General features: G+C 61.7%; 23 protein-coding genes. 13 read left to right on the forward strand and 10 right to left on the reverse strand.

Going from position 1 to position 23,868, the window contains the following annotated elements; translation table 11 throughout:
* Positions 1 to 15: 15 nt before the first annotated feature.
* The 6 genes from PJK54_RS12530 (at position 16) to PJK54_RS12555 (ending at position 5,212) form a co-directional block, all read left to right on the forward strand.
* Positions 16 to 951 (forward strand): LysR substrate-binding domain-containing protein, encoded by a 936-nt coding sequence (locus PJK54_RS12530; RefSeq protein WP_271303036.1) that lies wholly within the window; start codon positions 16 to 18, stop codon positions 949 to 951.
* Positions 952 to 1,090: 139 nt separating this feature from the next.
* Positions 1,091 to 1,495, forward strand: a complete 405-nt coding sequence (locus PJK54_RS12535) for an ArsR/SmtB family transcription factor (protein WP_271303037.1) — start codon at positions 1,091 to 1,093, stop codon at positions 1,493 to 1,495.
* The gene (gene arsC, locus PJK54_RS12540; RefSeq protein ID WP_077376862.1) at positions 1,488 to 1,919 is read left to right on the forward strand and encodes an arsenate reductase (glutaredoxin); all 432 of its coding nucleotides are present in this window, start codon (positions 1,488 to 1,490) and stop codon (positions 1,917 to 1,919) included. Before PJK54_RS12535 ends, arsC begins: the two co-directional genes overlap by 8 nt.
* A 63-nt stretch (positions 1,920 to 1,982) precedes the next feature.
* Positions 1,983 to 2,705: an arsenical resistance protein ArsH gene (gene arsH / locus PJK54_RS12545; protein ID WP_442870683.1), complete on the forward strand. Its 723-nt coding sequence runs from the start codon at positions 1,983 to 1,985 to the stop codon at positions 2,703 to 2,705.
* Between the two features lie 61 nt (positions 2,706 to 2,766).
* Entirely contained in the window at positions 2,767 to 4,080 is a 1,314-nt protein-coding gene (locus tag PJK54_RS12550) for an arsenic transporter (RefSeq protein ID WP_271303038.1), read from the forward strand.
* Between the two features lie 262 nt (positions 4,081 to 4,342).
* A complete protein-coding gene (locus tag PJK54_RS12555) occupies positions 4,343 to 5,212 on the forward strand; it encodes an urea carboxylase-associated family protein (RefSeq protein WP_271303039.1) in 870 nt (289 codons plus the stop codon).
* A gap of 92 nt (positions 5,213 to 5,304) precedes the next feature.
* Here the strand turns inward: PJK54_RS12555 and PJK54_RS12560 are convergent, their stop codons facing one another.
* The 3 genes from PJK54_RS12560 to PJK54_RS12570 form a co-directional block, all read right to left on the reverse strand.
* Positions 5,305 to 5,955 (reverse strand): HD-GYP domain-containing protein, encoded by a 651-nt coding sequence (locus PJK54_RS12560; RefSeq protein ID WP_271303040.1) that lies wholly within the window; start codon positions 5,953 to 5,955, stop codon positions 5,305 to 5,307.
* A 221-nt stretch (positions 5,956 to 6,176) separates the two neighbouring features.
* Positions 6,177 to 7,079: a LysR family transcriptional regulator gene (locus PJK54_RS12565; protein WP_271303041.1), complete on the reverse strand. Its 903-nt coding sequence runs from the start codon at positions 7,077 to 7,079 to the stop codon at positions 6,177 to 6,179.
* Between the two features lie 244 nt (positions 7,080 to 7,323).
* Positions 7,324 to 9,504: a TonB-dependent siderophore receptor gene (locus PJK54_RS12570; RefSeq protein WP_271303042.1), complete on the reverse strand. Its 2,181-nt coding sequence runs from the start codon at positions 9,502 to 9,504 to the stop codon at positions 7,324 to 7,326.
* 384 nt (positions 9,505 to 9,888) lie between these two features.
* On the opposite strand from PJK54_RS12570, the gene PJK54_RS12575 reads away from it, so the two are divergent.
* Positions 9,889 to 10,410, forward strand: coding sequence for a TetR/AcrR family transcriptional regulator (locus PJK54_RS12575; protein ID WP_271303043.1), 522 nt, complete (start codon positions 9,889 to 9,891; stop codon positions 10,408 to 10,410).
* Complete coding sequence (locus PJK54_RS12580) at positions 10,407 to 11,471, forward strand: alcohol dehydrogenase family protein (protein ID WP_271303044.1); 1,065 nt, start codon at positions 10,407 to 10,409, stop codon at positions 11,469 to 11,471. The genes PJK54_RS12575 and PJK54_RS12580 overlap by 4 nt, the downstream gene beginning before the upstream one ends.
* Positions 11,472 to 11,576: 105 nt before the next feature.
* Here the strand turns inward: PJK54_RS12580 and yghU are convergent, their stop codons facing one another.
* Positions 11,577 to 12,440 (reverse strand): glutathione-dependent disulfide-bond oxidoreductase, encoded by an 864-nt coding sequence (gene yghU / locus PJK54_RS12585; RefSeq protein ID WP_271303045.1) that lies wholly within the window; start codon positions 12,438 to 12,440, stop codon positions 11,577 to 11,579.
* A 371-nt stretch (positions 12,441 to 12,811) separates the two neighbouring features.
* Here yghU and PJK54_RS12590 point away from each other — a divergent pair, with 371 nt between their 5' ends.
* The 3 genes from PJK54_RS12590 to PJK54_RS12600 all read left to right on the forward strand — a co-directional run bounded on the left by PJK54_RS12590 (position 12,812) and on the right by PJK54_RS12600 (position 14,980).
* On the forward strand, positions 12,812 to 13,381 hold the full coding sequence (locus tag PJK54_RS12590; protein ID WP_077376891.1) for a manganese efflux pump MntP: 570 nt from the start codon (positions 12,812 to 12,814) through the stop codon (positions 13,379 to 13,381).
* Positions 13,382 to 13,564: 183 nt separating this feature from the next.
* A complete protein-coding gene (locus PJK54_RS12595; RefSeq protein ID WP_271303046.1) occupies positions 13,565 to 14,104 on the forward strand; it encodes a peroxiredoxin family protein in 540 nt (179 codons plus the stop codon).
* Positions 14,105 to 14,530: 426 nt separating this feature from the next.
* The gene (locus tag PJK54_RS12600; protein ID WP_271303047.1) at positions 14,531 to 14,980 is read left to right on the forward strand and encodes a DUF3455 domain-containing protein; all 450 of its coding nucleotides are present in this window, start codon (positions 14,531 to 14,533) and stop codon (positions 14,978 to 14,980) included.
* Between the two features lie 284 nt (positions 14,981 to 15,264).
* Here PJK54_RS12600 and PJK54_RS12605 read toward each other — a convergent pair whose 3' ends face one another.
* Complete coding sequence (locus tag PJK54_RS12605) at positions 15,265 to 16,302, reverse strand: hypothetical protein (protein ID WP_271303048.1); 1,038 nt, start codon at positions 16,300 to 16,302, stop codon at positions 15,265 to 15,267.
* A 102-nt stretch (positions 16,303 to 16,404) separates the two neighbouring features.
* Positions 16,405 to 16,977, reverse strand: coding sequence for a helix-turn-helix domain-containing protein (locus PJK54_RS12610; protein WP_077376906.1), 573 nt, complete (start codon positions 16,975 to 16,977; stop codon positions 16,405 to 16,407).
* Positions 16,978 to 17,122: 145 nt separating this feature from the next.
* Between PJK54_RS12610 and rhtA the strand changes: the two genes are divergently transcribed.
* Positions 17,123 to 18,016 carry a threonine/homoserine exporter RhtA gene (rhtA, locus tag PJK54_RS12615; RefSeq protein WP_271303049.1) on the forward strand — a complete coding sequence of 298 codons (894 nt, stop codon included), beginning with the start codon at positions 17,123 to 17,125 and terminating at the stop codon, positions 18,014 to 18,016.
* 89 nt (positions 18,017 to 18,105) lie between these two features.
* A complete protein-coding gene (locus PJK54_RS12620; RefSeq protein WP_271303050.1) occupies positions 18,106 to 18,645 on the forward strand; it encodes a TspO/MBR family protein in 540 nt (179 codons plus the stop codon).
* Between the two features lie 163 nt (positions 18,646 to 18,808).
* On the opposite strand, the gene PJK54_RS12625 is transcribed toward PJK54_RS12620, so the two are convergent.
* The 4 genes from PJK54_RS12625 to PJK54_RS12640 are packed head-to-tail and all read right to left on the reverse strand — an operon-like array spanning position 18,809 to position 23,782.
* Positions 18,809 to 20,326 (reverse strand): ABC transporter ATP-binding protein, encoded by a 1,518-nt coding sequence (locus PJK54_RS12625; RefSeq protein WP_271303051.1) that lies wholly within the window; start codon positions 20,324 to 20,326, stop codon positions 18,809 to 18,811.
* Positions 20,323 to 21,240, reverse strand: coding sequence for an ABC transporter permease (locus PJK54_RS12630; RefSeq protein WP_271303052.1), 918 nt, complete (start codon positions 21,238 to 21,240; stop codon positions 20,323 to 20,325). The genes PJK54_RS12625 and PJK54_RS12630 overlap by 4 nt, the downstream gene beginning before the upstream one ends.
* Positions 21,237 to 22,163, reverse strand: coding sequence for an ABC transporter permease (locus PJK54_RS12635; protein WP_271303053.1), 927 nt, complete (start codon positions 22,161 to 22,163; stop codon positions 21,237 to 21,239). Before PJK54_RS12635 ends, PJK54_RS12630 begins: the two co-directional genes overlap by 4 nt.
* Complete coding sequence (locus tag PJK54_RS12640) at positions 22,160 to 23,782, reverse strand: ABC transporter substrate-binding protein (RefSeq protein WP_271303054.1); 1,623 nt, start codon at positions 23,780 to 23,782, stop codon at positions 22,160 to 22,162. Before PJK54_RS12640 ends, PJK54_RS12635 begins: the two co-directional genes overlap by 4 nt.
* Positions 23,783 to 23,868: the final 86 nt, after the last annotated feature.

A 23,868-nucleotide genomic window follows, 5' to 3' on the forward strand; every position in this document is an offset into this window, starting at 1 on the left:
GTCTCGGAGCCCTGCATGAAGAGCTTTCGTCATCGCCTCCCGCCTCTCAACAGCCTGCTGACCTTCGAGGCAGCCGCGCGTCACGCCAACTTCACGCGCGCCGCCAGCGAATTGCATATCACCCAGGCTGCCGTCAGCCGTCAGATCGCCATCCTTGAGCATCACATCGATACCAAGCTGTTTCATCGCCAGGGTAGACGCGTCTCTCTGACTGCAGCAGGACAGCAGTTGAGCCTGCGCCTGGCGACCAGTTTCGACTTCATGATCGATGCACTGGAGAGCGTCAGCCGCCCTTCTCCCAATGCCCGCCTGACACTGGCCGCCAACAGCGCCATCTCACACCTATGGCTGGGGCCGATGTTGAATCGACTTCGCGCCACCCAGCCGACGCTTGCCAGTGGCCTGCGCCTGATCACCGCAGATCATCATCGCGACATCCTCACCGAGGATGTGGATCTCGCCATCTGCTATGACATGGCGCCGCATCCGGACTGGCAATTGACCCCTCTGTTCACCGAAACGCTCTACCCTGTGGCGTCACCCGACTTCATCGCCGAGCTGCCACAAGGTGCCCGCGACTGCCGGGAGCTACCTCTGCTGGCGGCTCTGCCACTGCTCGACTACGAGCGCCTCGAACCCAACTGGATCAACTGGCCACGCTGGTTCAGCGGCATGGGCAAGCCGGGGCTGGCGCTCAATGTGCAACGTCAATTCACCAGCTACCACCTGGTGCTGGATGCCGCATTGGCCGGACAAGGCGTCGCGCTGGGCAGTCATCAGCAAGTCAGTGCATTGGTGGCACGGGGACAGCTGGTGCGGCTGGGGACGCTGGAGTATTCCTCCGGCTGTGATTACTGGCTCGCAGCGCGTCTCGAGAGCCAGAACCCTCGTCAGGTAGCATTGGCCAGCTGGCTGCATGAGCAGGTCTTAGAGGGCCAGCACGAACACTGATGGCTGTCAGTCCAAGACGGAGGGCTGAAGATCGAGCGCTGATGACCGAGAGCAGAGAGCAGACTTCCCATATGCGGCACGCTGATCTATCATCGCACCATCGTCATTTCGACAAGTCTCGACATATGGACAAGATGATATGGATGATACTGACAGCCTGCCCGACCCGCAGGCCACGCTGGACACCTTCGCGGCGCTATCCCAGGCCACGCGTCTGGACACGTTTCGCCTTCTGGTACGCCATGAACCAGAGGGACTACCGGCCGGCGAGATCGCCCGTCGTCTCGAGGTGCCGCACAACACGCTCTCGACCCATCTTGGCGTGTTGAGTCGCGCGGGGCTGATCCACTCCCAGCGCGAGGGCCGTTCGCTGATCTACCGCGCCAACCTCGAGCACATGCTCGCCACCGTGCAGTTTCTGGTACGCGACTGCTGCGCTGGCTCCTCGGTGGTCTGCGATCCGTTGCTGGCCTCGCTCACCCTGCCCAGCTGCGGTGACGCCCACACTCCCGGTACGTCGCAGGAGCCCGGAAACGATGACTGAATCCACTCGCTCTTCCCACACGATCACGATCTACCACAACCCGGCCTGCGGCACGTCACGCAATGTGCTGGCCATGCTCAAGGCTTCCGGTGAGACACCGGAGGTCATCGAGTATCTGGTCACACCCCCGACACGTGAGACGCTGGAAGCATTGATCGACGCCATGGGCGGTGGACCGCGCCCGCTGCTGCGCCGCAAGGGTACGCCGTATGAACAGCTCAATCTGGATGACCCGTCCATGAGCGATGCCGAGCTGATCGACGCCATGATGGCCCACCCGATCCTGATCAATCGCCCCATTGTGGTGACGCCCGCAGCCAAGCGCCTGTGCCGCCCGTCGGAGACGGTACTGGAGCTTCTGGACAACCCGGTCGCACACTACACCAAGGAGGACGGCGACGTCGTCCACGCCCCAAGGACTTGACCCATGAACGCACACACTTCCACCCACTCTCACCTGCCGACAGGCGACACCATGACAGACGCGATGAAAGCGGCATTGGCCGACCTGCCCAATATCGACGCCGAACACTGGCGACCGCTGGAGATCGACCGCCTGGTCGGCCCGGATGCACCACGTCATGCGCCGCGCATTCTGGTGCTGTACGGCTCCCTGCGTGAGCGTTCCTTCTCGCGCTTCGCCGCCGAGGAAGCGGCGCGCCTACTGCGTGCCTTCGGTGCCGAGGTGCGCCTTTACTCGCCGGCCGGCCTGCCATTGCCGGATGACTGCGAGGCCGATCACCCCAAGGTGCAGGAGCTGCGCGAGCTGGCCCAGTGGTCCGAGGGCATGCTCTGGGCCAGCCCTGAACGTCATGGCGCGATGACCTCGATCATGAAGGCGCAGATCGACTGGATTCCGCTGTCACTGGGCGGCGTACGTCCTACCCAGGGCAAGACGCTGGCCATCCTTCAGGTCAGCGGCGGCAGCCAGAGCTTCAACAGCGTCAACCAGATGCGCATTCTGGGCCGCTGGATGCGCATGCTGACCATCCCCAACCAGTCATCCGTGCCCAAGGCCTTCAATGAATTCGATGAAAACGGCCGCATGCGCATGTCACCGCTGTATCTGCGCATCGTCGATGTCTGTGAAGAGCTGATGAAGTTCACCTGGATGAACCGCGAGCGCAGTGACTATCTGACCGAGCGCTATTCCGAGCGTGTCGAGAGTGCCGAAGAGGTCTCGAAACGCGTCAATCAGAGCACGATCTGACGCTGTCCGTGTTCGCACACGTCGTGCTTCTCTTGCTCTTCCCCCTCGACAAGGAGACGTCATGCTTGCCTTGGCAATCTTCGTCATCACGCTGGCACTGGTGATCTGGCAACCACGCGGTCTGGGCATCGGCACCAGTGCACTGGGCGGCGCCGTGATCGCACTGGTCTGCGGCGTGGTCACGCTGCCGGACGTACTGGTGGTGTGGGACATCGTCTGGGACGCCACCTTCACCTTCGTGGCACTGATCATCATCTCGCTGATTCTCGATGAAGCGGGCTTCTTCAGCTGGGCGGCACTGCATGTCGCACGCTGGGGCGGCGGCAATGGGCGTAGGCTGTTCCCACTCATCGTGCTGCTGGGTGCGGTGATCGCGGCCTTCTTCGCCAATGATGGCGCGGCCCTTTTGCTGACACCGATCGTGATCGCGATTCTGGTACGCCTGGAATTCTCGGCGGCGGCCTCGCTGGCCTTCATCATCGCCACCGGGTTCGTGGCGGATTCCACCAGCCTGCCGCTGGTGATCTCGAATCTGGTCAACATCGTCAGTGCCAACTACTTCGACATCTCCTTCACGCATTACGCCGCGGTGATGGTACCGGTGGATCTGATCGCACTGGCCGCCACGCTGATCGTGCTGTGGCTGATGTTCCGCAAGGAACTACCGTCACACTATGCGCTGGAGAAACTCGAGGCACCGTCGAGCGCCATCAAGGACCCCCAGGTCTTCCGCGCGGCCTTTCCGCTGCTGGGGGTACTGCTGGTGTCCTACTTCGTGACCGCGCCCTTGGGCATTCCGCTCGCCGTCGTCACCGGCAGCGCCGCGCTGATGCTGCTGGCCATCGCCGGGCGTTGGCTGGGCAGCGGTGATGCCGTGATCGAACTCGGCCCGGTGCTGCGCGGTGCGCCGTGGCAGATCGTGCTGTTCTCGGTCGGCATGTACCTGGTGGTCTACGGGCTGGGCAATGCCGGCCTGACCGACCACGCCAGTGACATTCTCGCCTGGCTTGCCAGCCAAGGCAGTCTGGTCGCGACCCTCGGCACCGGTGTGCTGGCTGCCGTCACCGCCTCGGTGATGAACAACATGCCGGCCACGCTGATCGGCGCGCTGGCCATCGACCACCTCACTGCGCAGCAGGTCAGTGACGCGACACGCGAGCTGATGATCTATGCCAACGTGATCGGCAATGATCTGGGCCCCAAGTTCACCCCGATCGGCAGTCTCGCCACACTGCTGTGGCTGCATGTGCTCGATCAGAAAGGCCATCACATCAGCTGGGGGCAATACATGAAGGTCGGCCTGATCCTGACGCCGCCGGTGCTGATCGCCACCCTGCTCGGCCTGTGGGCCTGGCTGGGCGTGCTCAATGGCTGATCAGATCTGCTGTCGGCCAAGAGACACCCTTGGCCTGAGGGCAACATTGGACTCAGGAATGAAACAGAACTGGCGCAGGGAGCAATCCCTGCGCCAGTTCTGTTTCATCCTCCCGAGGATTTCATTGTCGCCGAAAAATGTACTGAAGCGCCTGACGTGGCAATCTGACAGTGGACGTCGTCCTTGCTCGATTTCATTATCCGACAATGCCGCCATCGATCCTCAATGAGAGACCAGACCTGACAACCCCGGGAGTCCTGTCATGAGTGATGTACCTGCCGCCTATCAAGCCAGCAAGGGGTCGATTCTGGACATCGATCGCGACTTCTACGACAGCCTCACCGAAGGCAAGGCCGAGCGCACGCTGGTCGCGACGCATACCGTGCCGCTGCGCGATGGACTGGCATGGGAAGTGCCGGCGGGCCACGTGCTGCGCATCAAGATCACCGAAGGCTCACAGGTCGGTGATTTCAACATGTGGAATCTGCACAATCCGCGTGAACGCATGTGGGCGTCTCGCACCCGCCAGCTGCAGCGTGCGCATGTCAGCACCTATGATCGCCTGTGGTCCACACTGCCCTACCTGCGCCCGATGGCGACCATCATCGATGACACCCTCGCCGACTATGGTGTCGATGCAGAAGGCGGCCGCGTGCATGACCTGCTGGGCACGCGCTGCGACCCCTACGTCAATCGCCTGCTGACCGGCGAGGACTTCGATCACCACTGCCATTCCAATCTGGTCCGCGCGGTGGCGCCCTGGGGCCTGACCGAATTCGATATCCACGATGTGCTCAACATCTTCCAGTGCACCGGCCTCAACAACGAAGACAAGTACTTCATGAAGGCCTGCCCGGCTCGCAAGGGCGATTACCTGGAGTTCTTTGCCGAGACGGACCTGCTGTGCGCGATGTCCTGCTGCCCGGGTGGCGATCTGTCTGTGGATCTGTGGGGCCCTGATGCGCGTGACCCGCTGGAGACCTGCAACCCGCTCGGTGTGGAGATCTACCGTCTGGAAGGTGATGTTCTCGCAGACTGGGAGTCGCCCAAGATCGCGGCCTATGCCGGCAATCATGGCCGCCGCAATCCAACTACTGACTGGGCCGCCATCAAGCGTGAGCGCTGCAGTTGATGACGCATTGCTCGCATGGCACTTAACTTCAAAGGCCCCTGTCGATGTTCATGACAGGGGCCTTTGAATGTCCCGGAGAGACATCACCACGCTCAATCACTTCGTGTCTGATCAAGCAACTGATGATGCACCGCGAGTAGTTCCTTCCAGAGGGGTGAGAGGCGACCGATCAACTGTGGGTCGAACTGACGCCCGGCCTGGGCAACGAACAAGGCGATCAATCTGTCCAGCGGCCATCCCGCCTTGTAGGCCCGAGGAGACGCCAATGCATCAAAGACATCCATGAGCCCGACCACTCGGCAATGCAAGGGCAGTGCCTGCGTCATGATCTGGCCAGGGTAGCCAGAGCCATCCCAGCATTCGTGATGCCCTACCGCAATCTCGATACTCAGCGTACGCAGCGGCTCCCCTAGCGTGTCGAGCAGCAGGCCACCTTCACTCGCATGGCGCTGCATCAGGCAGCGCTCCTCTGGTATCAGCGCTCGTGGCGCCTGCAGTAACTCGCGAGGGATGGAGAGCTTGCCGATATCATGCAGCAGCGCCGCATGGTGCAGTGCCTGCAAGGAAAGACTGCGCGCCTGCGGGTCGAGCAGCCTGGCATAGAGCGAGACCGAAAGCCCTGCCACCCGCCAGGAATGCGCCAGGGTGTCAGCGTCATGTCGGTACAGCCGTTCCAACAGGTCAAGCGCCTCCGGCGCGAGCGTCGCTACACCGTAGGGCGGTTGATAAAGGTAATTCGGCAAGTGACACATTCAGACTGACAACGCACTGGCCAATGCAGCGATCAAGTTCATGAGCGACTCCCTGTCAGATTGATCCCACCTGAAAACTCCGTGACTTGCCGCCAGCACATCGCGCACGCAATGCGTGAATCCCCAGCGGTTTCCCACTGAAGGCCGACATTCACAGGAGCATCGTGCTCCTAATTAACTCAGCATGACTCACTTGGTAATGAAGCACACAATCAGGCATTGCGCTCATCAAACCAGGTGACCAGATGTTCGATCAGACGCATGGTACGCAGCGGACGATGGCGCTCACGATGGTAGATCAATGACAACGGCACATCCGCCGGCTGCCAATCCTGCAGGATTTCCTTGAGCTCTCCGCTTGCGATGGCGTCATCACAGTAGAGTCTGGGCACGCGAATGATGCCGTTGCCGGCCAGGGCACCACTGACCAGCACATGCCCGTTGCGACACTGCAACTGGGCACTGATATCCACCTGTATCTCGCTTTTCGGGTCATGTCGGGCGCGAAATCTCCAGCGCGCGACCGAGCCCACCAGGCAGCGGTGAGCCTGCAGGCCACCGGGAGTTTTCGGTGAGCCATGTCGCGAAAGATAGTCAGGACTCGCCACGACCACATAGGACAGAGTCGCCAGCGGACGGGCAATGAAATCGGCATCCTCGAGTGCACCCATGCGCAGGGCGATATCGAAGTCATCGCGAATCAGATTCACGCGATGACTGCTGAAATCCAGTTCGATCTCGACCTCCGGCCAGGCCTGCATGAAGGCGTGAACGGCTGGCCCCAGCAGACGCTCGCCGATGGGGCCCCCGACACTGTTGAGCCGAATCCGACCGCGCATGGCGTTACGCTCTTCACGCACCAGCGTCACGATCTGCGCCATGTCGCCCAGCGCACTACGACATTGCGCGTGGAGAAGATGGCCACTCTCGGTGAGCCGCAACGAGCGAGTGGAACGCTGCATCAGGGTAACGCCCAGCAGCTTCTCCAGCGCGGTGACCTGCTTGGACACCTGTGAACGCGATACGCCCAACGTCTCGGCGGCCCGGGTGAAACTGCCGTGATCCGCTGTCATGACAAAGGCACGGATATCGGCAAGGGGAAGCGAGTCGAGCATGTGAAGCTCTCCGGACAGTAGTGACATCGAATGAAGGAAGAGATCCTCGAGACGTCAGTCTATCAGCCAATCCGATTGAATCAGCGGCAGGACCCGATACGTCAGGCCCCGATGTCGAGTCGTCGCAACGCATCAGGGGCGCATTGGAGCGCCCCTGGTCCACGACAGTTGCCTGTAGTCCCCTCTTCATAAAGAGCAATCAGCTCATAAAGAGCAATCAGCTCATAAAGAGCAATCAGCGGTGTTACCAGCCCACGCTGGCTGACAGGGTGATTTCCATCGGGTCACCCACCAGCACGCGGGTATCGCCGCCGCTACCGTAGTAGTAGCCGGTATCGAACAGGTTTTTCGCATTCAGCTTGAATTCGGTGTCCGGGCCGAAGAAGTCATGACGCCAGCCGACGAAGGCATCCGCCACGGTGTAGGCATCCATCGAGAAGCTGTTGTCGTCGTCACCTTCACGCTCACCGACGTAGCGCACGCCACCGCCGACACGCCACTCTCCGTAGGATGGATCAATCGCCAGATCATGTGCCAGATAGAGGCTAGCCGCGTTGAGCGCCGCGTTCGACAGACGATTGCCCTCGGTGCCTTCGGTATCCTCGAGTACTTCGGTATCGGTGTAGGCATAGCTGAACAGCAAGGAAGTACGATCCGTCAGGGCGCCTTCGAGGCTGAATTCCAGGCCTTGCGAGCCGGCTTCACCGATGGTGCGAGTCACCCCATTGTCAGTGACTGCGACGTTCTCCTTGCGGATCTGGTAGAGCGCCACGGACGTCGCCAGACGCGGATTCCACTGACGCTTGTAACCGATCTCATAGCCCTTGCCGAGCTCAGGGTCGAGGCTCTCGCCACTGGCGCTGTCGCTGCCGTTGGGCACAAAGGATTCGCTGTAGCTGAGGTACGCGGAGCTGGCATCGTCGATGCGATACAGCAGGTTCGCGGAGGGCAGGAACAGGTCATCGCTGTAATCGGGGTCAGATACGAAATCCTCGCCCTGCCCGCTCTGCTGATCAAACCAGGTGTAGCGCCCGCCAAGGCCCAGAATCCACTTGTCACTCAGATACCAGCGGTCGCTGACATAGACCCCGATGGCCTGGCTCTCGTCGAGACGATTGCTGCGCGAGGTATTGATGTCGTCGGAGGTCACCTGGGCCAGCTGGCCGTGGTTCACGTCGGTGACGGTGGAGACCGTGACGGAGTCGCCGAAATAGCGCTCATCCAGATAGTCGCGAGTGGTCTCGTAATCGGCACCGATGACCAGCTGGTGACGCTGCCCGGCAATCTCGACATCACCCATGGCGTCCAGCGCCGTGTAGTGCTCGCTGCGTTCATAGCCCTGGTTCTCTTCGGCGCGCACGGTCACATCACCGCTATCGCTGACATTCGTGACGTTGGCGCGCGCATCGCTGTACTGACGACGCGTCCAGCCATAGGTCAGCTTCATGTCCCAGTTGTCGGTGACTTCCTGCTTCCACCAGGCATTGACGGACTCGTCATGGCCATAGACGCGGTTCCAGGATTCATCGAAACGCGTGCCACGCGTGACGTTGGCGGCGCTGCCGTTGTAGAAGACGGTGCCACGATCGATATCCAGCTCGTAGTCCTGATACTCGTAGCTGATCTGGGCGCTGCTGTGCTCGCCCTCCCAACGTAAGGACGGGGCGATGGTGGTGCGGCGGTCATTGCCGTACTCGCGCCAGGAGTCTTCATCCTCATGCGAGAGGATGAAGCGATAGGCCAGGCCGGTATCCTCGATGGGACCGGTGGTGTCCAGGGTGGTATTGCCACCGCCGAAGGAGCTGACTTCGCCACTGATCTCGGTGTGCGTCTCGTAGTGCGGACGCTTGGTGACCATGTTGATCACGCCGCCGGGGTTCTGTTGCCCCTGGAAAAGCGATGACGGCCCCTTGAGAACCTCGACGCGGTCCACCGTCGCCGTGCTGTAGGTACGGCGCGGCTGACGGATGCCATCGATCAGCATCGAGCCATCGCTGTTGCTGCCGAAGCCTCGCTTGACGAAGCCATCCTCGGTGCCCCCCAGCGTATTGCCCAGCTGAATGCCAGCCACCGGCTGCAGCGACTCTTCCAGGTCATCGAGATTGAAGTCGTGCATGACCTGCCGGGTCACCACATTGATGGTGCGGGCCTGCTCGAGAAACTCCACCGACTGCTTGTTGGCAAGGCTTGAGGCCTCTGCACGGTAACTGCCCGGCGCCACTTCCGATTCCCGCTGGCCGGTGACCACCATCACCGAGCTTGCGACTGCCGAGGCGTCCTGTGCCGACTCACCTGCCGCCAGTGTGGTACTCGGCAATGCCATGAGGCTGAAGACCAGACAGGAAAATGGCCCCTTGCTCTTGCTGACGGTGCTCTTGCTGACGGTATTCTTGTTGACGACGTGGTTGCGAGAATGACTTGGCACCTAGAACCCTTCTATGTGATGTGCCAGCGTCCTGCTGAATCAACATCTCGCCCTGTATTCGACAGAGCATGGCCATGACTGACGCCCCCTGCGCCAGCAAATTGAGCGCGAATGATAATCTTTACCATAAAGTGTCGCAACGTTATCTCGAGAATCCAGCCAGCAGGTGGCCGAAATCATCGCCATTGGTCGTGATGAAAGCAGTCTCTTGCGCTCAAGGGTAAGATGACGCTCCTCATTGAGGAGCACTCGTGGGTCGCCGAGCCATCAAAGGGGGTGACGAGCGGGACAATGCTGCAGGACATTGACACAGGGAGAATGAGTGCTCTACCCTGTAGAGGTAGAACAAACGCTCTCCCTGAAATCTTCGACGATGGTCCTTCCATGATTCAGCACGACATCGCCGCTCGCCTGGAAGCCCTCTTCAGCCAGCGTGGCTTCGCAGAACCCAGTGTGTCAGAGCTCAAGGCTGCCTCTGGCGTGAGCCTACGCACCCTCTACCGCCATTTTCCCTCCAAGGAAAGCATGGTGATCGGGGCATTGCAGCATCGCCATGAGCGCTACCACGCCTTTCTTGAGGACGAGGTGCCCAGCGATGGCGCCGCTGCGCTCAGCCATCTTTACCGACGACTGGGCCACTGGATGAAGCACGAAGCCCCCAATGGCTGCATGTCGATCAATGCGTTGGCGGCCTTTCCTGACAATCGTGACGTCAGTGATGCCGTCACCCGTCACAAGCGGGAAACCCTCCATTGGCTTGGCACGCGCAGTCGCCGCGAAGATCTCGCCAACGAATTGTTCCTGATTCATGAAGGGGCATCCTCGGCCTGGCTGGTACTGGGCGACACAGCGATCGAAGCGGCACTATCCACCACCCTCACCCTCCTGGGAGAACCTCGCAAATGAGCGCTGTATCCACACGCCATGACACCATGCACGGTATCTATCTGACCGGCCACGGCGGCCCGGAGGTGCTGGAAGTGCGCGACGATATCCCCCGTCCGGTTCCCGGCCCCCGCGACGCACTGGTGCGCGTCGGGGCTGCTGGCGTCAACAACACCGACATCAACACACGCCTGGCGTGGTACTCCAAGGGCGATGGCGAGGCCGAGGATGCCAGCTGGTCCGGTCAACCGATCCATTTCCCGCGCATCCAGGGCGCCGATATCTGCGGCGAGATCGTCGCGGTCGGGTCAGACGTCAGTCCAGCGCGTATCGGTGAGCGTGTGCTGATAGAGCCCTGTCTGCAGGAGCACGATGGCAAGCCATTGGCTTCGGCCTGGTATATCGGTGCTGAGTGCGATGGCGGCTTCGCCGAATACACCAAGGTGGCAGCACGCCATGCACACCCCATCAAGAGCGCACTGAGCGATGTGGAACTGGCCTCATTCCCATGTTCCTACTCCACCGCCGAGAACCTGCTGACACGCACGCAGCTTGCCAAGGGGGAACGCGTGTTGATCACCGGCGCCTCAGGGGGCGTCGGCTCTGCAGCCGTTCAGCTCGCCAAGGCACGTGGTGCTCATGTGATCGCCATCACCAGCGCTGCCAAGGCAGAGTCGCTGCGCAAGCTGGGGGCCGATGACATCGTATTGCGTGATCAGGTCGTGGCGGACGTGCTCGACGGTCATGGGGTCGACGTGGTGGTGGATCTGGTAGGCGGCCCGCAATGGCCGCAGCTGCTGGATGTCCTGAAGCACAAGGGCCGTTACGCCGTGGCAGGTGCCATCGGTGGCGAGATCGTGGAGCTCGACCTGCGCACGCTCTATCTCAAGGACTTGAGCTTCTTCGGCTGCACCGTGCTGGAACCGGAAGTCTTCCCCAATCTCGTGCGCCATATCGAGCAAGGCAACATCAAGCCACTGGTCGCCGAGACCTTCGCACTGGCCGACATCGCCACTGCCCAGGCCATCTTCCAGCAGAAAGGTCATGTGGGCAAGGTCGTGCTCAAGGTTTGCCAGGACTGAGTCAGTTTCGATGGCCAGAATGCAAAAGGGCTACCCGATGGGTAGCCCTTTTTGATTGCCAGACAGCGGCAACTTCACAAGACATTAGACATTGTGTCTTGAGGGTCAGTCGGCGCGCTTGTCTTCGGTATTGGTGTCGAAGTCACTCGCCGAGTGGCGTTCGATCAGCTGCTCATGCGGCTCCCCCCAGAAACGATTGACCATGCGACCACGCTTGACCGCAGGACGCTCGGCAATCGACTTGGCCCAGCGCTGCACATGGGGATAGTCCTGCACGGAAAGGAACTCGGCAGCGTCATAGAGCTTGCCCTCGGCAAGCGCGCCATACCAGGCATAGATGGCGATGTCCGCGATGCTGTATTCATCACCCGCGATGTAGGCATTGTCAGCCAACTGACGATCCAGCACGTCCAATTGACGCTTGGTCTCCATCGCGAAACGGTTGATCGGATACTCCATCTTCTCAGGGGCGTAGGCATAGAAGTGGCCAAAGCCTCCACCCAGATACGGCGCGGAGCCCATCTGCCAGAACAGCCAGTTCATGACCTCGACCCGCTTGGCCGGCTCCTTGGGGATGAGCGCGCCGAACTTGTCCGCAAGATGCAGCAGGATGGAACCGGACTCGAAGACACGCACAGGCGTGTCGCCACTTATATCCATCAGCGCGGGAATCTTCGAATTGGGATTGATCGCGACGAAGTCACTGCCGAACTGATCGCCATCACCGATGCGGATCGGCCAGGCATCATATTCCGCACCGGAATGTCCGAGCGCCAGCAGCTCCTCGAACATGATGGTGGCCTTCACACCGTTCGGTGTCGCCATGGAGTAGAGCTGGAAGGGATGCTCCCCGACCGGCAGCTCCTGGTCATGCGTCGGTCCGGCAATAGGCCGATTGGTGCTGGCAAACTTGCCGCCACTTTCACTTTCCCATGTCCAGACCTTGGGTGGCTGATAGCTGTCGCTCATACCCTTGACTCCTTGGCATCCTGTTGAAGCTTCAAGACTTCGATGGCGTCAGAAACGTCGGTGTTGTGGCGCTCTGACTCGGTAGCCCAGTTATGACGGTCAGACGCTTCTGACACAAGGGGATGAAACGACGAAAGTTTGTTGCTAACATGCCACCAGTTTTTGGGGAGTAGCCCGCTCTCGTTACCCAACGAGAGTCTCGGATGTCAACATGGTCGGCAGGCATTGCCGTGGCACCGAGGACCCACCTATCCAGATCATGCCCATGATCGGTCAGGACAAGGTTCGGCGAGACCAATGACAGTCAGACGCTTCCGGCCGGTGGTGTCTCGCTGTTATTGACTCGTAACCGGCCTGGAACTTCCTGACACATGCCTTTGCTATCGACATTCCTGCTCGCCTTTTCCATGTCCTGCGACGCCTTCGCTGCTGCCTTGTGCAAGGGTGCGGCCATTCGACGGCCGTCCCTGAAAGATGCCCTGCGCATCGGCCTCATCTTTGGCGTCATCGAAGCCATCACCCCCATGATCGGGTGGCTGATCGGTCGCTCATTGGCCGTCTACGTCGAACAGTGGGACCACTGGATCGCCTTCGCTCTGCTGTTGCTGCTCGGTCTCCACATGATTCATGAGGGGCTCTCCAAGGACGAGGAAGATGAGGATTGCAGCACGCCGCAATCGTTGCCCCGCCTGATGCTGACTGGCCTTTCCACCAGCATCGATGCCATGGCCGTCGGTGCCGGGCTTGCCTTTGCTGGCGTGAATATCATCACCACTGCGCTGGCGATCGGCACCGCCACCTTCGTGATGGCCACCACCGGTGTGATGCTCGGGGGCGTATTGGGCAAGATGGTCGGCAAGCGCGCGGAAATCATCGGTGGCCTGGTGTTGATCGGCATCGGCACGACCATCCTGCTGGAACACACCGGCTATCTTGGCTAAGGCTTTCCCCAGCAGGCCAGAGCCCCCAGCAAGGGGGCTCTGGCCCGACCAGTCCCTGCCCCTGGCGATGGATGCATCTCCGCGTTCCGCCAAGGGTCCCTTGAAAACCCTGACAATGGCGTCATTCAAGAGGGACATGTGGCGTATCGCACATCTTGATATCCAACAGGGGAGCCAGATTGCATGTATACACGCAAGCTTCATCCAGGTAGTGAATTTCCGGCCATCCAGGTCCAGCGCCACGATGGCGAAACCCTGACGCTCGGCAAGCCCCAGGGCGAGCATGATTGGCAACTGGTGGTCGTCTATCGCGGCAAGCATTGCCCGATCTGCACCAAGTTCCTCAACAAGCTGACGGAATATCGTGAGCGCTTCAGCGCACAAGGCGTGGATCTCGTCGCCGTCTCTGCCGACAGCCAGCAGCAGCTGAACGAGCACCTCGAATCTCTGGACCTCAATTTCCCGATTGCCGGTGACCTGACGGTAGAGCAGATGGAAACGCTGGGGCTGTTCATCTCCACGCCACGCAGCGAGAAGGAAACCGATCACGATTTCCCGGAGCCGGCCTTCTTCATCGTCAATGGCGAAGGCAAGGTCCAGATCGAAGAAGTCGCCAATGCGCCCTTCGTACGTCCTGACCTGGACACGCTCATCGGGGGTATCGAGTTCATCCGCAAGCCGGACAACCACTACCCGATTCGCGGCACCCGCGATTACGGCTGAACCTTTCAGGGTTCAGGTCGCGCAGGAAAGCCGCCCCGCAGCCTTGGTGCTGCGGGGCGGCTTTGTATCAGGGCCTTCAAACCTGCCCTGTATCGTTGATCACTCTTTCCTCTTTCTTTCGGCTTCCTTTCGCCACTCTCTCCTTCCCCCTCCCTTCTTTGATCATCCCGCTCTTACCTCAATCTGTCCTTGCCTCACTCCGCCTGACAAGCCAGAAACGCACCTCGAATAGAAAGCACGAAAAAAATCTTGATCCCGTGACATCCAGACGGGAAAGGCCAGCGTTATGAGCAGTGCAAGGGAGACAACGACACACCTGCAACCGCTAGCTGAACCTTATCTGTCTACGGAGTCGTCAAGATGAAAACAATCGCCTGTATCTCTGGTATTTTCGCTGCCCTCGCAATGAGCCCGATGGCTCAAGCCATGGAAATTCCCGAAAGCGTCACGGTGCCGAAAGGCAATGACGTCGCCATGGAAACTGTTGGCGTCGGCAAGATCAAATGGGCCTGTGAAGCAAAGGATGATGGCACCATGGGCTGGGTCTTCAAGGGGCCGGATGCTGCGCTGAATGATGCTGATGGCAAGCAGGTCGGCAAATACTATGGTCCGCCCGCCACCTGGGAATCCATGGATGGCTCCAAGATCACCGGCACACAGCTGGCGGTAGAGCCCAACGGCAAGGGCAATATTCCGCTGCAGCTGGTCGAGGCCAATCCGGCCGAAGGTGAAGGGCATATGGAGGGTGTCACCTATGTGCAGCGCCTCAATACCCAGGGCGGTGCCGCTCCTGACATGGCCTGTGATGATGCCCACAAGGACAAGGTCGAAATCGTGATGTACCAGGCCGATTATCTGTTCTACAAGGCCATGTGATCTTGAGCCAGAGATAAAGAAGATTCACCACTCGATGTCGTGTGACAGAGCGCATTGACACAGGGAAGGTGAGATCATGAAAAGCCCCGACATGCAGAAGCATGTCGGGGCTTTGTCGTCATCAATCCCGACAGGAGATGGATGATTTCGGCTGGATTTTTTGATCAGTCCCGTCTGGCGACAACGGCGCCATGGCGAAGACAGACAGTCTGCCATTCAAGTGCAAAAGCCGTGAGTCTGATTCTCCCGGGCAGTGAGAAAGCTTCTGAGCCGGCGAGCTGCCGTCAGACCAGCGCCAGCATCGTATAGGGCGCTTCACAGGAATGGCGCTCGTCGCGTTCATCCACACTGCCCAGCTCGTGGTTGCGATCATTGTCATAGACCACGAAGAGCCGTTCGCGATCCAGTACCGCAAGCCCTTCTGCCTTGTGCTCGAACTCCAGCACACGGCCATCCTCATGCGTCACCAGCGTCGGAGGTTTCCCGGCGTGGAAGTCCGCCAGCGACAGCACCCACAGATATCCCCCGATCACCTCCTCACTGCCCTGCTCGGTCTCGAAGCTGGTCACCAGATAGAGGCGTGCGTGATAGGGGTCATATTCCAGGCTAGAAAGACCACACTCGTGATCCACGCCGTCATACTCGGCCGGGTCGAAGGCATAGACGTCGTGAAGCTCCTCAATGAACTCGATGTTGTCGCTGTCGGTCATGGCATAACGCGCCCCGATGACCCGACGCACATACGCGAAATCATCATGCGAATTGCCTTGTTCCCGCACCCCGAACAGGATCAGACCATCGCCCCTGTCACTCGGCACGACCGCCAGCCCTTCGATCTTGTAGTACGGCTGGCCAATGGCCGTTTCCAGCTTCTGACGAAACTCCAATGAGCCCTCGACCCCATCACGTGGGTCCGGGTCGACCACCTGTACCTTGTCGGGTTCGCCCAGCGGCCAGATCAACAGGTGGTTGTAGGCATTCAGGGCATGGCTCTCGCTGTCGATGCGATCAAACCCGGTAGTCGCCAACATGTGACGCCCATCGGTGGTCAGCGCGAAGTCTTCATACTTGACCGCCTGACGAATCAGCGGGGTGGTCAGATACTCAAGCTGGCTATCATCCGGCCCGCTGGAATCCAACGGCAATGAAAAGACGGCTGAACGCCCCTCGCCCGGAATCGGTTTGTCACTCGCCATCAACAACCGCTCACCGTCATAGGCCACGGCGGAAATCTCGGCATTCACCAGCTTGCCATCCTCATCCTTCAAGCCTGCCGGAAAACAATGGATCGTGCCCTGTTGCGTGATACGTACCTTCGCCATTCGTTGCTCCTCGAAACGAAACATCATGACAATGGGACAGGCCAGGCTGGATTGAGTTCGGGGCGAATACTGCAAGCTTGAGAGGACATGGCCCGGCAGCAATCAATGCATCACATTGCGAATGAAGCGCAGCATGTCAGTGCCGGTGTTGCGGTAGGCATAAGCCTGGTCACTGGGATAGACATGAAAATCGCCGGCGCGAATGACGATGTCCTCGCGTTCCAGCGTCAATGTCAGCTCTCCCTGGGTGACCACCAGCATCTCGTGCCAGCCGGCATCATCCGGGGCGGAGTCGTAACGCTCGCCGGGGGCCAGAGTCCAGCTCCATAACTCGACTTCCTGTGTGGCCGGCTTGCTGGCCAGCAGTACGGCTCGGCTCTCTGGTGCCTTCCCGACCCAGGCCACCTCATTGATACGTGCCGAATCCTCGCTTTCCGGGGGCTGCACCAGCGCGTAGAAGAGCACCCCGAGCGCCTCGGCGAGCTTGTCGAGCGTGCCGAGGCTCACATTGACGTCACCCTTCTCGATGTTCACCAGCATCCGCCGACTGATCTCGGCCTGATCCGCGAGTGCCTGCTGGCTCAGCTCGGCCGCCAGCCGCAGGCGACGGACGTTGGCCGCGACGTGAACCAGTACATCAGGTCTCTGATTTTCGTTGTGCAATATAATGCGCATCCGTACAATCTTGCCGACGACGAGGAAGTGGGGGCATGACGCCCGGCCCGCCTCCTCCCTTGCTACCTCACTGCCCACGAATCATGCCGCATGTGTTGCTAACTGACCATGCCCATCACCCACTGGATCACTCAAGGAGACCCCCATGTCCATTGCTGTCGCAGCCTCCTCTTCTCGTCTGTGGCCTGTCGCCATGCTGCTGGTCGCCATGTGCTCGATCCAGAGCGGTGCTTCGCTGGCCACTTCCCTGTTCCCGATGATCGGTGCCGCTGGCGCGACGGCGATTCGTCTGATCATCGCCTCCGTTCTGCTGCTGGCCATTCTGCGCCCATGGCGCAAGGCAGTGACACGCAAGGCCTGGAAGTCCATCACCCTCTATGGCGTGGCGCTGGGCGTGATGAACCTGCTGTTCTACCAGGCCCTCAAGACGGTGCCGCTGGGCATCGCCGTGGCACTCGAATTCACCGGCCCGCTGGCCGTGGCATTGTTGAGCTCGCGTCGTTGGCTCGATCTGGGCTGGGTCGCGCTGGCCATCGTCGGACTGGTACTGCTGTTGTTGCTGGGCGAGGACACCGCTGCGCCGATCGACCCCGTCGGAGCCGCTTTCGCCCTCGGCGCCGGCGTGTGCTGGGCGCTCTACATCCTGTTCGGCCAGAAGGCCGGCGCAGGCAACGGTACTCAGAGTGCCGCGTTGGGCATCACGATCGCGGCGGTGGTGGTCGCGCCCATCGGCGTGATGGAGGCGGGCAGCGCCATGTTCTCACTCGAGATATTGCCGCTGGCCTTGGCCGTCGCCGTGCTCTCGACCGCCCTGCCCTATACGCTCGAGATGATCGCTCTACCGCGCCTGCCCACTCATACCTTCGGCACCCTGATGAGTCTGGAGCCGGCCGTGGCGGCGCTGTCCGGGCTACTGTTCCTCGGCCAGACACTGGGCCTACTTCAATGGCTTGCCATTGGACTGGTGATCACCGCCTCGGTTGGCACGACGCTGACCGGTCGGCGCACGGACGTCTTCGACGCCCCGATACCGGACTGAACAACGTGTGAGTCATGGTCGTTTCTCATGGCCCAGCGTGGTATATCGTTCTTTCCTTCATCACGTCCCATGAAAGCAGGAGGCAGCCGATGACCTTGCAGCGTTCACCGTCCTCACCCCCCACCGCCCTGCGCGCCACCGTGCAGATGGGAATCTGGTTCGGGCTGAGCGTTCTCACTGCCGCCATCGGTGCACTGGCTTCGGTAGATGCCAAGGCCTTCTACGCAAGCCTCACTCAGCCCGCCTGGGCACCTCCGGCAGGCGCCTTCGGACCGGTCTGGACGGCGCTCTTCGTGATGATGGCACTCGCCGCCTGGCGGGTCGCGCGCGACGGCCTGCATGCCAGCAACGGTTTCCGCTCGCGCCATCGTCTGGCGCTCGGACTCTTCGTGGTGCAACTGATCGTCAATGCCCTGTGGAGCTGGCTGTTCTTTGCCTGGCATCTCGGTCAGGCGGCCTTCATCGATGTGCTGGTGCTGTGGACGCTGATCGCCGTCACCCTGTTCACCTTCTGGCGCATCAATCGCTTCGCCGGACTGTTGATGCTGCCCTACCTGGCATGGGTGACGCTGGCCAGTGCCCTGACCTGGTCCGTCTGGCAAGCCAATCCCGCCTTGCTGGGGAGCTGAGCGCTGCGCACCGTGAGCCTCTCGCCCTGACGAACACACCAGATACGCCAACGCCCGGCCGACACTCTGCAGGAGTCTCGGCCGGGCGTTGGCTTATGAAGCACTGTCTTTTGAATCGTCCTCTTGCTGTCGCGACCCTGCCGCCGTGGGCTCTGATGAGGGATCAGAGCTGCTGACGCGCCTTCAAGCGACCTTCCTCCACCACCAGCACGCGATCCGCGACCTTGCGCAGCAGCGCCGCATCATGACTGACCAGCACCAGCGCCGTGCCCTGCTCGCGCACCATCTTCACCATGCAGGCGATCACCTCCTGCTGAACCAGCGGATCAAGACGTGAGGTTGGCTCATCGGCGAACACGAAGCGCGGCTTGATCAGCATCAGACGCAACAGCGCGAAACGCTGCAGCTCGCCACCCGAGACCTGTCCCGGCAGACGCGAAAGCAATCCCGGCGCCAGGCTCAGTTGCTCCATCAGCTGCGGCAGCTGGCTGTCATCGAGACGATGGCGTGCGCTGAGATCCTTCAACAGGCGCCCCAAGGTCCGGCGTGGCGGGAAGGTCGCCACGGGATCCTGATAGAGCTTCTGATACTCAAGCATCTCGGCGCTGCGCACCACTTTCCCTGAATACGGAGCCAGCAGGCCGAGCAGCGCATCCCCCAGCGATGACTTGCCACAACCTGACGCGCCCTGGACGCCGATGATCTCACCGCCCTTCACGCTGAGTTCCACGTCACGCAGCAATGTGGTGTCCCCGCGCGCGATGGTCAGATTCTCGGCTCGGATGATGGTCTCGCCTGACGCCTTGCCATCCCGGCTTGCACTGTCGGCTGCCAGCTTGAAGGCTGCCTCCGGCCAGGCCTGCGGCGCGGCATTCACCAGCCGTCGGGTATAGGCATGTGTCGGCGCGGCCAGCACGTCACGCGTCGCGCCCTGCTCGATCACTTGCCCCCTGCGTACCACCATCAGGCGGCCGCCGATCTGGTGCGCCAGCGCCATGTCATGGGTGATGACCATCAAGCCGGCACGCGGTGTCTCGGCCAGTGACTTGAGCAGCAGCTCGCCGATCTCGCTGACGCGGGCGGCGTCCAACCCCTTGGTCGGCTCGTCGGCGATCAACAGCGGCGCGCCGCCGGCGCGGGCGGCCGCAAAGGCCACACGTTGCGCCATGCCACCGGACAGCTTGCCCGGCAACTGCTCGCTGGCCGCGGCGACACCCAACTGCTCCAGATCACTGCGCGCGGCCGCGTGGGAGGCTTGCGCCGAACGCCCCGCGACCAGTCGATATGCCTCACCGATCTGACGAATCACCTTCATCAGCGGGTCCAGCGCCAGCCAGGGCTCCTGGGGCAATACCGCCAGGCGGCGACCCCAGAGCGGGCGACGATTCTCTGGCGTGTGCAGAGGATATTGCTCGCCGTCGAGCCACAGGCTGCCGGAGGCCACAAGCTCCGGAGGCAGCGTGCCCAGCAGTGCCTGAGCCAGCAGACTCTTGCCGGACCCCGTCTCACCGATCACCACCAGCGGCTCCCCAGCCTTGAGCGCAAGCGAGACAGGCTCCAGCAGCGCCGTCTGCGCGCCCCGGACCCGCACGCTCACATCCTCTGCACTCAGCACCACATCATCCGCCGTTGCCCCATGCCGCGTGTGAGAGGCAGGCGTAGTCATTGTCGCGACATTCATGGGCGCGCTCCTTCGAGGGTGTCCGCGGCGGTTGACGCTCTGGCCTTGCTACCGGACATCAGCAACAGCCCAAGCAACAGCAGGAAGGTGACCAATATCGGCGTCAGCAGCGCGAATGGCGCTTCACGCCAATACGGCAACAACTCGACCATCATCGTGCCCAGCTCTGGCGTGGGCTCCGGAATGCCGACGTGCACGAAGCCCAGCGCGGCAATCGCCATCAGGGCGTTGGCCATGCCGAAGGCCATCGCCGTCATCATCACGGGCGCCATTTCCGGCCACAGGTGATGACGAAACCGGTACCAGGCCCCGAAGCCCAGCAGACGGCTGGCCTCGACGCCGGGACTCGCCAGCACGCTGCGACCAGTGGCACGTGCCAGGCGGAAGAATTCCACCCACAGCACCAGCGACAGGCCCAACCACAATGCCAGCGGCGTCGACGGCAGGATGACGCTGACCATCAGCACCAGCAGCAGCCCCGGCAATGCCAGCAGGCTATCTGCCACCAGGCTCAACAGGCGCTCGGCCCAGCCACCGCGTCCCGCGGCCAGCAGGCCCAGCGAGATGCCTGAAAACGCCGCCAGAATCACCGCCCCCGCAGCGATGGACAGCGACAGCCCGAGCGCCGCCACCAGCCGGTGATACAGGGAGCGCCCCAGATGGTCATAGCCCAGCGGGGCGCTGGTGAACACCTCACCGGCATCAGAGACACCGACGGCATCCGCGCCCTGCAGCGCACGATAGAGATGCTGTTCCAGCGGGTCCCCCGGTATCACCAGATTGCCCAGCAGAGCCAGCAGCACGAGACTCGCGACCATTGCGGCCCCGATCACCCGGCGCAACGGCCAGTCAAGACGTGAACGACACATGGCTTCCACGCGCTGCGGTGCAAGCCCTTCCACCATCTGATTCATTTCACACCCCGTGGGTCCAGTTGGCGACCCAGCAGATCGACCAGCAGATTGATCAGGACAAAGCCGACGCCCAGCACCAGGGCGGTGCCCTGCACCATCGGCACATCGCGCGAGAAGATGGCGTGGACCAGCGCATGGCCGATGCCCGGCCAGCCGAAGATGCTCTCGATCACCACCACCCCTTCCACCAGGGTCACGAACTGCAGCCCCAGATAGGTCACCAGCGGCAAGGCCACATGGCGCAGGCCGTGACGCCAGAAGGTCTGCGCATTGCTGAGGCCCTTCCAGCGCGCGAAATCATGAAAGGCCGTCTGGGTGACGGCAGCCATGGCATCGCGTGCCAGGCGTGCCGATACCGCTGCCAGCCCGAGCGCCAGCGTCATTGCCGGCAGGATGAAGTGCTGCGGCTCACCGTGACCGGCGGCCGGCAGCAGCCCCATCTCCACGGAGATCAGCAGGATCAGTACCAGCGCCAGCAAGAACTGCGGTGTGGCACGCAGCAGACTGCAGACGGCCAGCAGGCTACGGTCCAGCCAGCCACCGGCACGCAGACCGGCCAGCAGCCCCAGCGGCGGGCCGATCAGCAGCGAGATACCCAGCGCCGCGCCGGCGAGCGACAGGGAGTTGCCCAGCTGATGACGAATCTCTACCCACACCGATTCCCCGGAAATCAGCGAGGTGCCCAGCTCCAGGCGCAGGATATCGCCCAGCCAGTAGAGGAAGTGCATGCCGCCCTGTGCCTCGAGGCCCAGTTCGGCGCGTACTGAGGCCGCAGCGGCCGCATCCAACGCGTCATAACCATAGCGACCGGCCGCGATGCGCCAGGCGGCATCGCCGGGCAGACTCTGCATCATCAGATAGCTGGCGCCGCCAACCATCAGCACCACCATCAATAGCTGCAACAGACGTGAAGGGATATTCATTGTACCCACCGCAATTCTGAAAGGCCGAAACTACGCTCCCAGGGGTCTACCTGAGCGCTTTGCAGTCGATTGGAGATCGCCAGATTCTGGTAGTACCAGGCGATGGGGATCACGGGTAATGCCTGCTGGATCACGCCGCTGGCCCGGGCACGCGGGTCCTCACCTTCGGGGGTGGGTCCATAGCCCTCGCGGGCCATGCGCTCAAGCTCTGCGGTGAAGTTCGCATCGAACCAGCCCATCGCGCCCCAGTCGCCACCGGGGGATTCAGGCGTTCCCGCGTAATCGCTCAGCACGTTGCCGATGGGGTCCGGCACCATGGCAAGATTGCGCGCGAACAGCGCCATGTCGAGGCTGCCGTCGTGGTGGCCGGCCGGAATCGCCGAGAAGTTGGTGATGTCCAGACGCGTCTGGATGCCGATGGCGTGGAACTGGCGCTCCAGCACCGTGGCGACCAGCGGCAGCTCCGGTCGGTCCGAGAAGGTGATCAGGCTGATCGCGAGGCGCTGACCGTCCTTTTGACGAACGCCATCCTCCGCGACCTTCCAGCCAGCGGCATCCAGCAGCGCGCGCGCTTCGGCGACGTCCTGATGCAGCTCGGGCAGCGCGGGGTCATGCCAGCCTTCCACCATCGGCGGGAATAGCTGACTGGCCCCGCGCGGGTAACGCAGCACCACCTGCGCGATGGCGGTGCGATCGATTGCCAGGCTCAATGCGCGCCGCACATCCGGGTCCTGGAAGGCCGGGTGATTGGCGTTGACCTTAAGCAGCATCGTGCGCGGCGTCGCAGCCGCCGCCAATGTCACGCGCGGTGACTGGGAGAGACGCTGACGACTGGCGGGGTCCAGCCCATAGGTGAAGTCGGCATCTCCGCTCTCGGCGATCAATGCCCTGCCCTCGGCGCGGCTCACCGCCTGATAGCGCGCCTGGCGCACCTTTGGCTGCGGGCCCCAGTAGTCCTCGAAGGCGGCGACTTCCAGGCTCAGCGGCGGCTTCATGCGCAGCATGCGATAAGGGCCGGTACCGATGACCTGCTGGGCAGTACCTGACTCATCGAAGGACTTGGGTGCCAGAATCTGCTGGCGATAATCGGCCAGATAGGCGGGCAACGCGGCGAAGGGCTCGTCGAGGGCAATCACCAGCGTCTGGTCATCCTCAGCGACGATCCGCTCGATCGGCACTGACTTCAGGATGCCCGGCTTGGCACGTGCGATCTCGAGACTCTGACGCGCGACTTCGGCATCCAGACGGCTGCCATCATGGAACTGCACGCCGGAGCGGAGCGTGAAGCGCCACTTCAAGCCGTCATCCGAGACCTCCCAATCGGTGGCCAACCCCGGCTGCAACTCCCCCGTGGCGTCCACCTCGACCAGTGTCTCGACGACCTGCATGCGCTGGAAAAGGATACCGCTGAGCAGCGGGTCCGCCCCCTTGATATCGAAGGGTGCGACGATCTCCAGACGCCGTGTGTCAGCCGCCGATGCCTGCGCCGCTGAGGCATCTTGCGCATGGCTGGACTGCACCACGGCCAAGCCCAGCGCGACGCTGGCGACGACCAGCTGGCTGCGATCGTGAAGGAAGGTTCGGTATTGCCGCCGAAGCCTTGAGAGCAAATTGACCATCGATATCGCGCGTCCCGAGCAAGAGCATGGATGCCGGCGCGCAACCGGCGCCGGCCAACAAAAAAACGCAATGTTATAGTGTAACC

The organism is Cobetia sp. MMG027, from assembly GCF_027947415.1.
Classification (GTDB): Bacteria; Pseudomonadota; Gammaproteobacteria; order Pseudomonadales; family Halomonadaceae; genus Cobetia; species Cobetia marina.

Bases quoted from the DNA above. Each gene is read 5' to 3' on its own strand.
- PJK54_RS12550 (WP_271303038.1), top strand. From the start codon at position 2,767: ATGCTTGCCTTGGCAATCTTCGTCATCACGCTGGCACTGGTGATCTGG.
- PJK54_RS12555 (WP_271303039.1), top strand. From the start codon at position 4,343: ATGAGTGATGTACCTGCCGCCTATCAAGCCAGCAAGGGGTCGATTCTG.
- PJK54_RS12575 (WP_271303043.1), top strand. From the start codon at position 9,889: ATGATTCAGCACGACATCGCCGCTCGCCTGGAAGCCCTCTTCAGCCAG.
- PJK54_RS12600 (WP_271303047.1), top strand. From the start codon at position 14,531: ATGGAAATTCCCGAAAGCGTCACGGTGCCGAAAGGCAATGACGTCGCC.
- arsC (WP_077376862.1), top strand. From the start codon at position 1,488: ATGACTGAATCCACTCGCTCTTCCCACACGATCACGATCTACCACAAC.
- PJK54_RS12620 (WP_271303050.1), top strand. From the start codon at position 18,106: ATGACCTTGCAGCGTTCACCGTCCTCACCCCCCACCGCCCTGCGCGCC.
- rhtA (WP_271303049.1), top strand. From the start codon at position 17,123: ATGTCCATTGCTGTCGCAGCCTCCTCTTCTCGTCTGTGGCCTGTCGCC.
- PJK54_RS12565 (WP_271303041.1), bottom strand. From the start codon at position 7,079: ATGCTCGACTCGCTTCCCCTTGCCGATATCCGTGCCTTTGTCATGACA.
- PJK54_RS12580 (WP_271303044.1), top strand. From the start codon at position 10,407: ATGAGCGCTGTATCCACACGCCATGACACCATGCACGGTATCTATCTG.
- PJK54_RS12605 (WP_271303048.1), bottom strand. From the start codon at position 16,302: ATGGCGAAGGTACGTATCACGCAACAGGGCACGATCCATTGTTTTCCG.
- PJK54_RS12595 (WP_271303046.1), top strand. From the start codon at position 13,565: ATGTATACACGCAAGCTTCATCCAGGTAGTGAATTTCCGGCCATCCAG.
- PJK54_RS12535 (WP_271303037.1), top strand. From the start codon at position 1,091: ATGGATGATACTGACAGCCTGCCCGACCCGCAGGCCACGCTGGACACC.
- yghU (WP_271303045.1), bottom strand. From the start codon at position 12,440: ATGAGCGACAGCTATCAGCCACCCAAGGTCTGGACATGGGAAAGTGAA.
- PJK54_RS12640 (WP_271303054.1), bottom strand. From the start codon at position 23,782: ATGGTCAATTTGCTCTCAAGGCTTCGGCGGCAATACCGAACCTTCCTT.
- PJK54_RS12610 (WP_077376906.1), bottom strand. From the start codon at position 16,977: ATGCGCATTATATTGCACAACGAAAATCAGAGACCTGATGTACTGGTT.
- arsH (WP_442870683.1), top strand. From the start codon at position 1,983: ATGAAAGCGGCATTGGCCGACCTGCCCAATATCGACGCCGAACACTGG.
- PJK54_RS12630 (WP_271303052.1), bottom strand. From the start codon at position 21,240: ATGAATCAGATGGTGGAAGGGCTTGCACCGCAGCGCGTGGAAGCCATG.
- PJK54_RS12625 (WP_271303051.1), bottom strand. From the start codon at position 20,326: ATGAATGTCGCGACAATGACTACGCCTGCCTCTCACACGCGGCATGGG.
- PJK54_RS12530 (WP_271303036.1), top strand. From the start codon at position 16: ATGAAGAGCTTTCGTCATCGCCTCCCGCCTCTCAACAGCCTGCTGACC.
- PJK54_RS12590 (WP_077376891.1), top strand. From the start codon at position 12,812: ATGCCTTTGCTATCGACATTCCTGCTCGCCTTTTCCATGTCCTGCGAC.
- PJK54_RS12635 (WP_271303053.1), bottom strand. From the start codon at position 22,163: ATGAATATCCCTTCACGTCTGTTGCAGCTATTGATGGTGGTGCTGATG.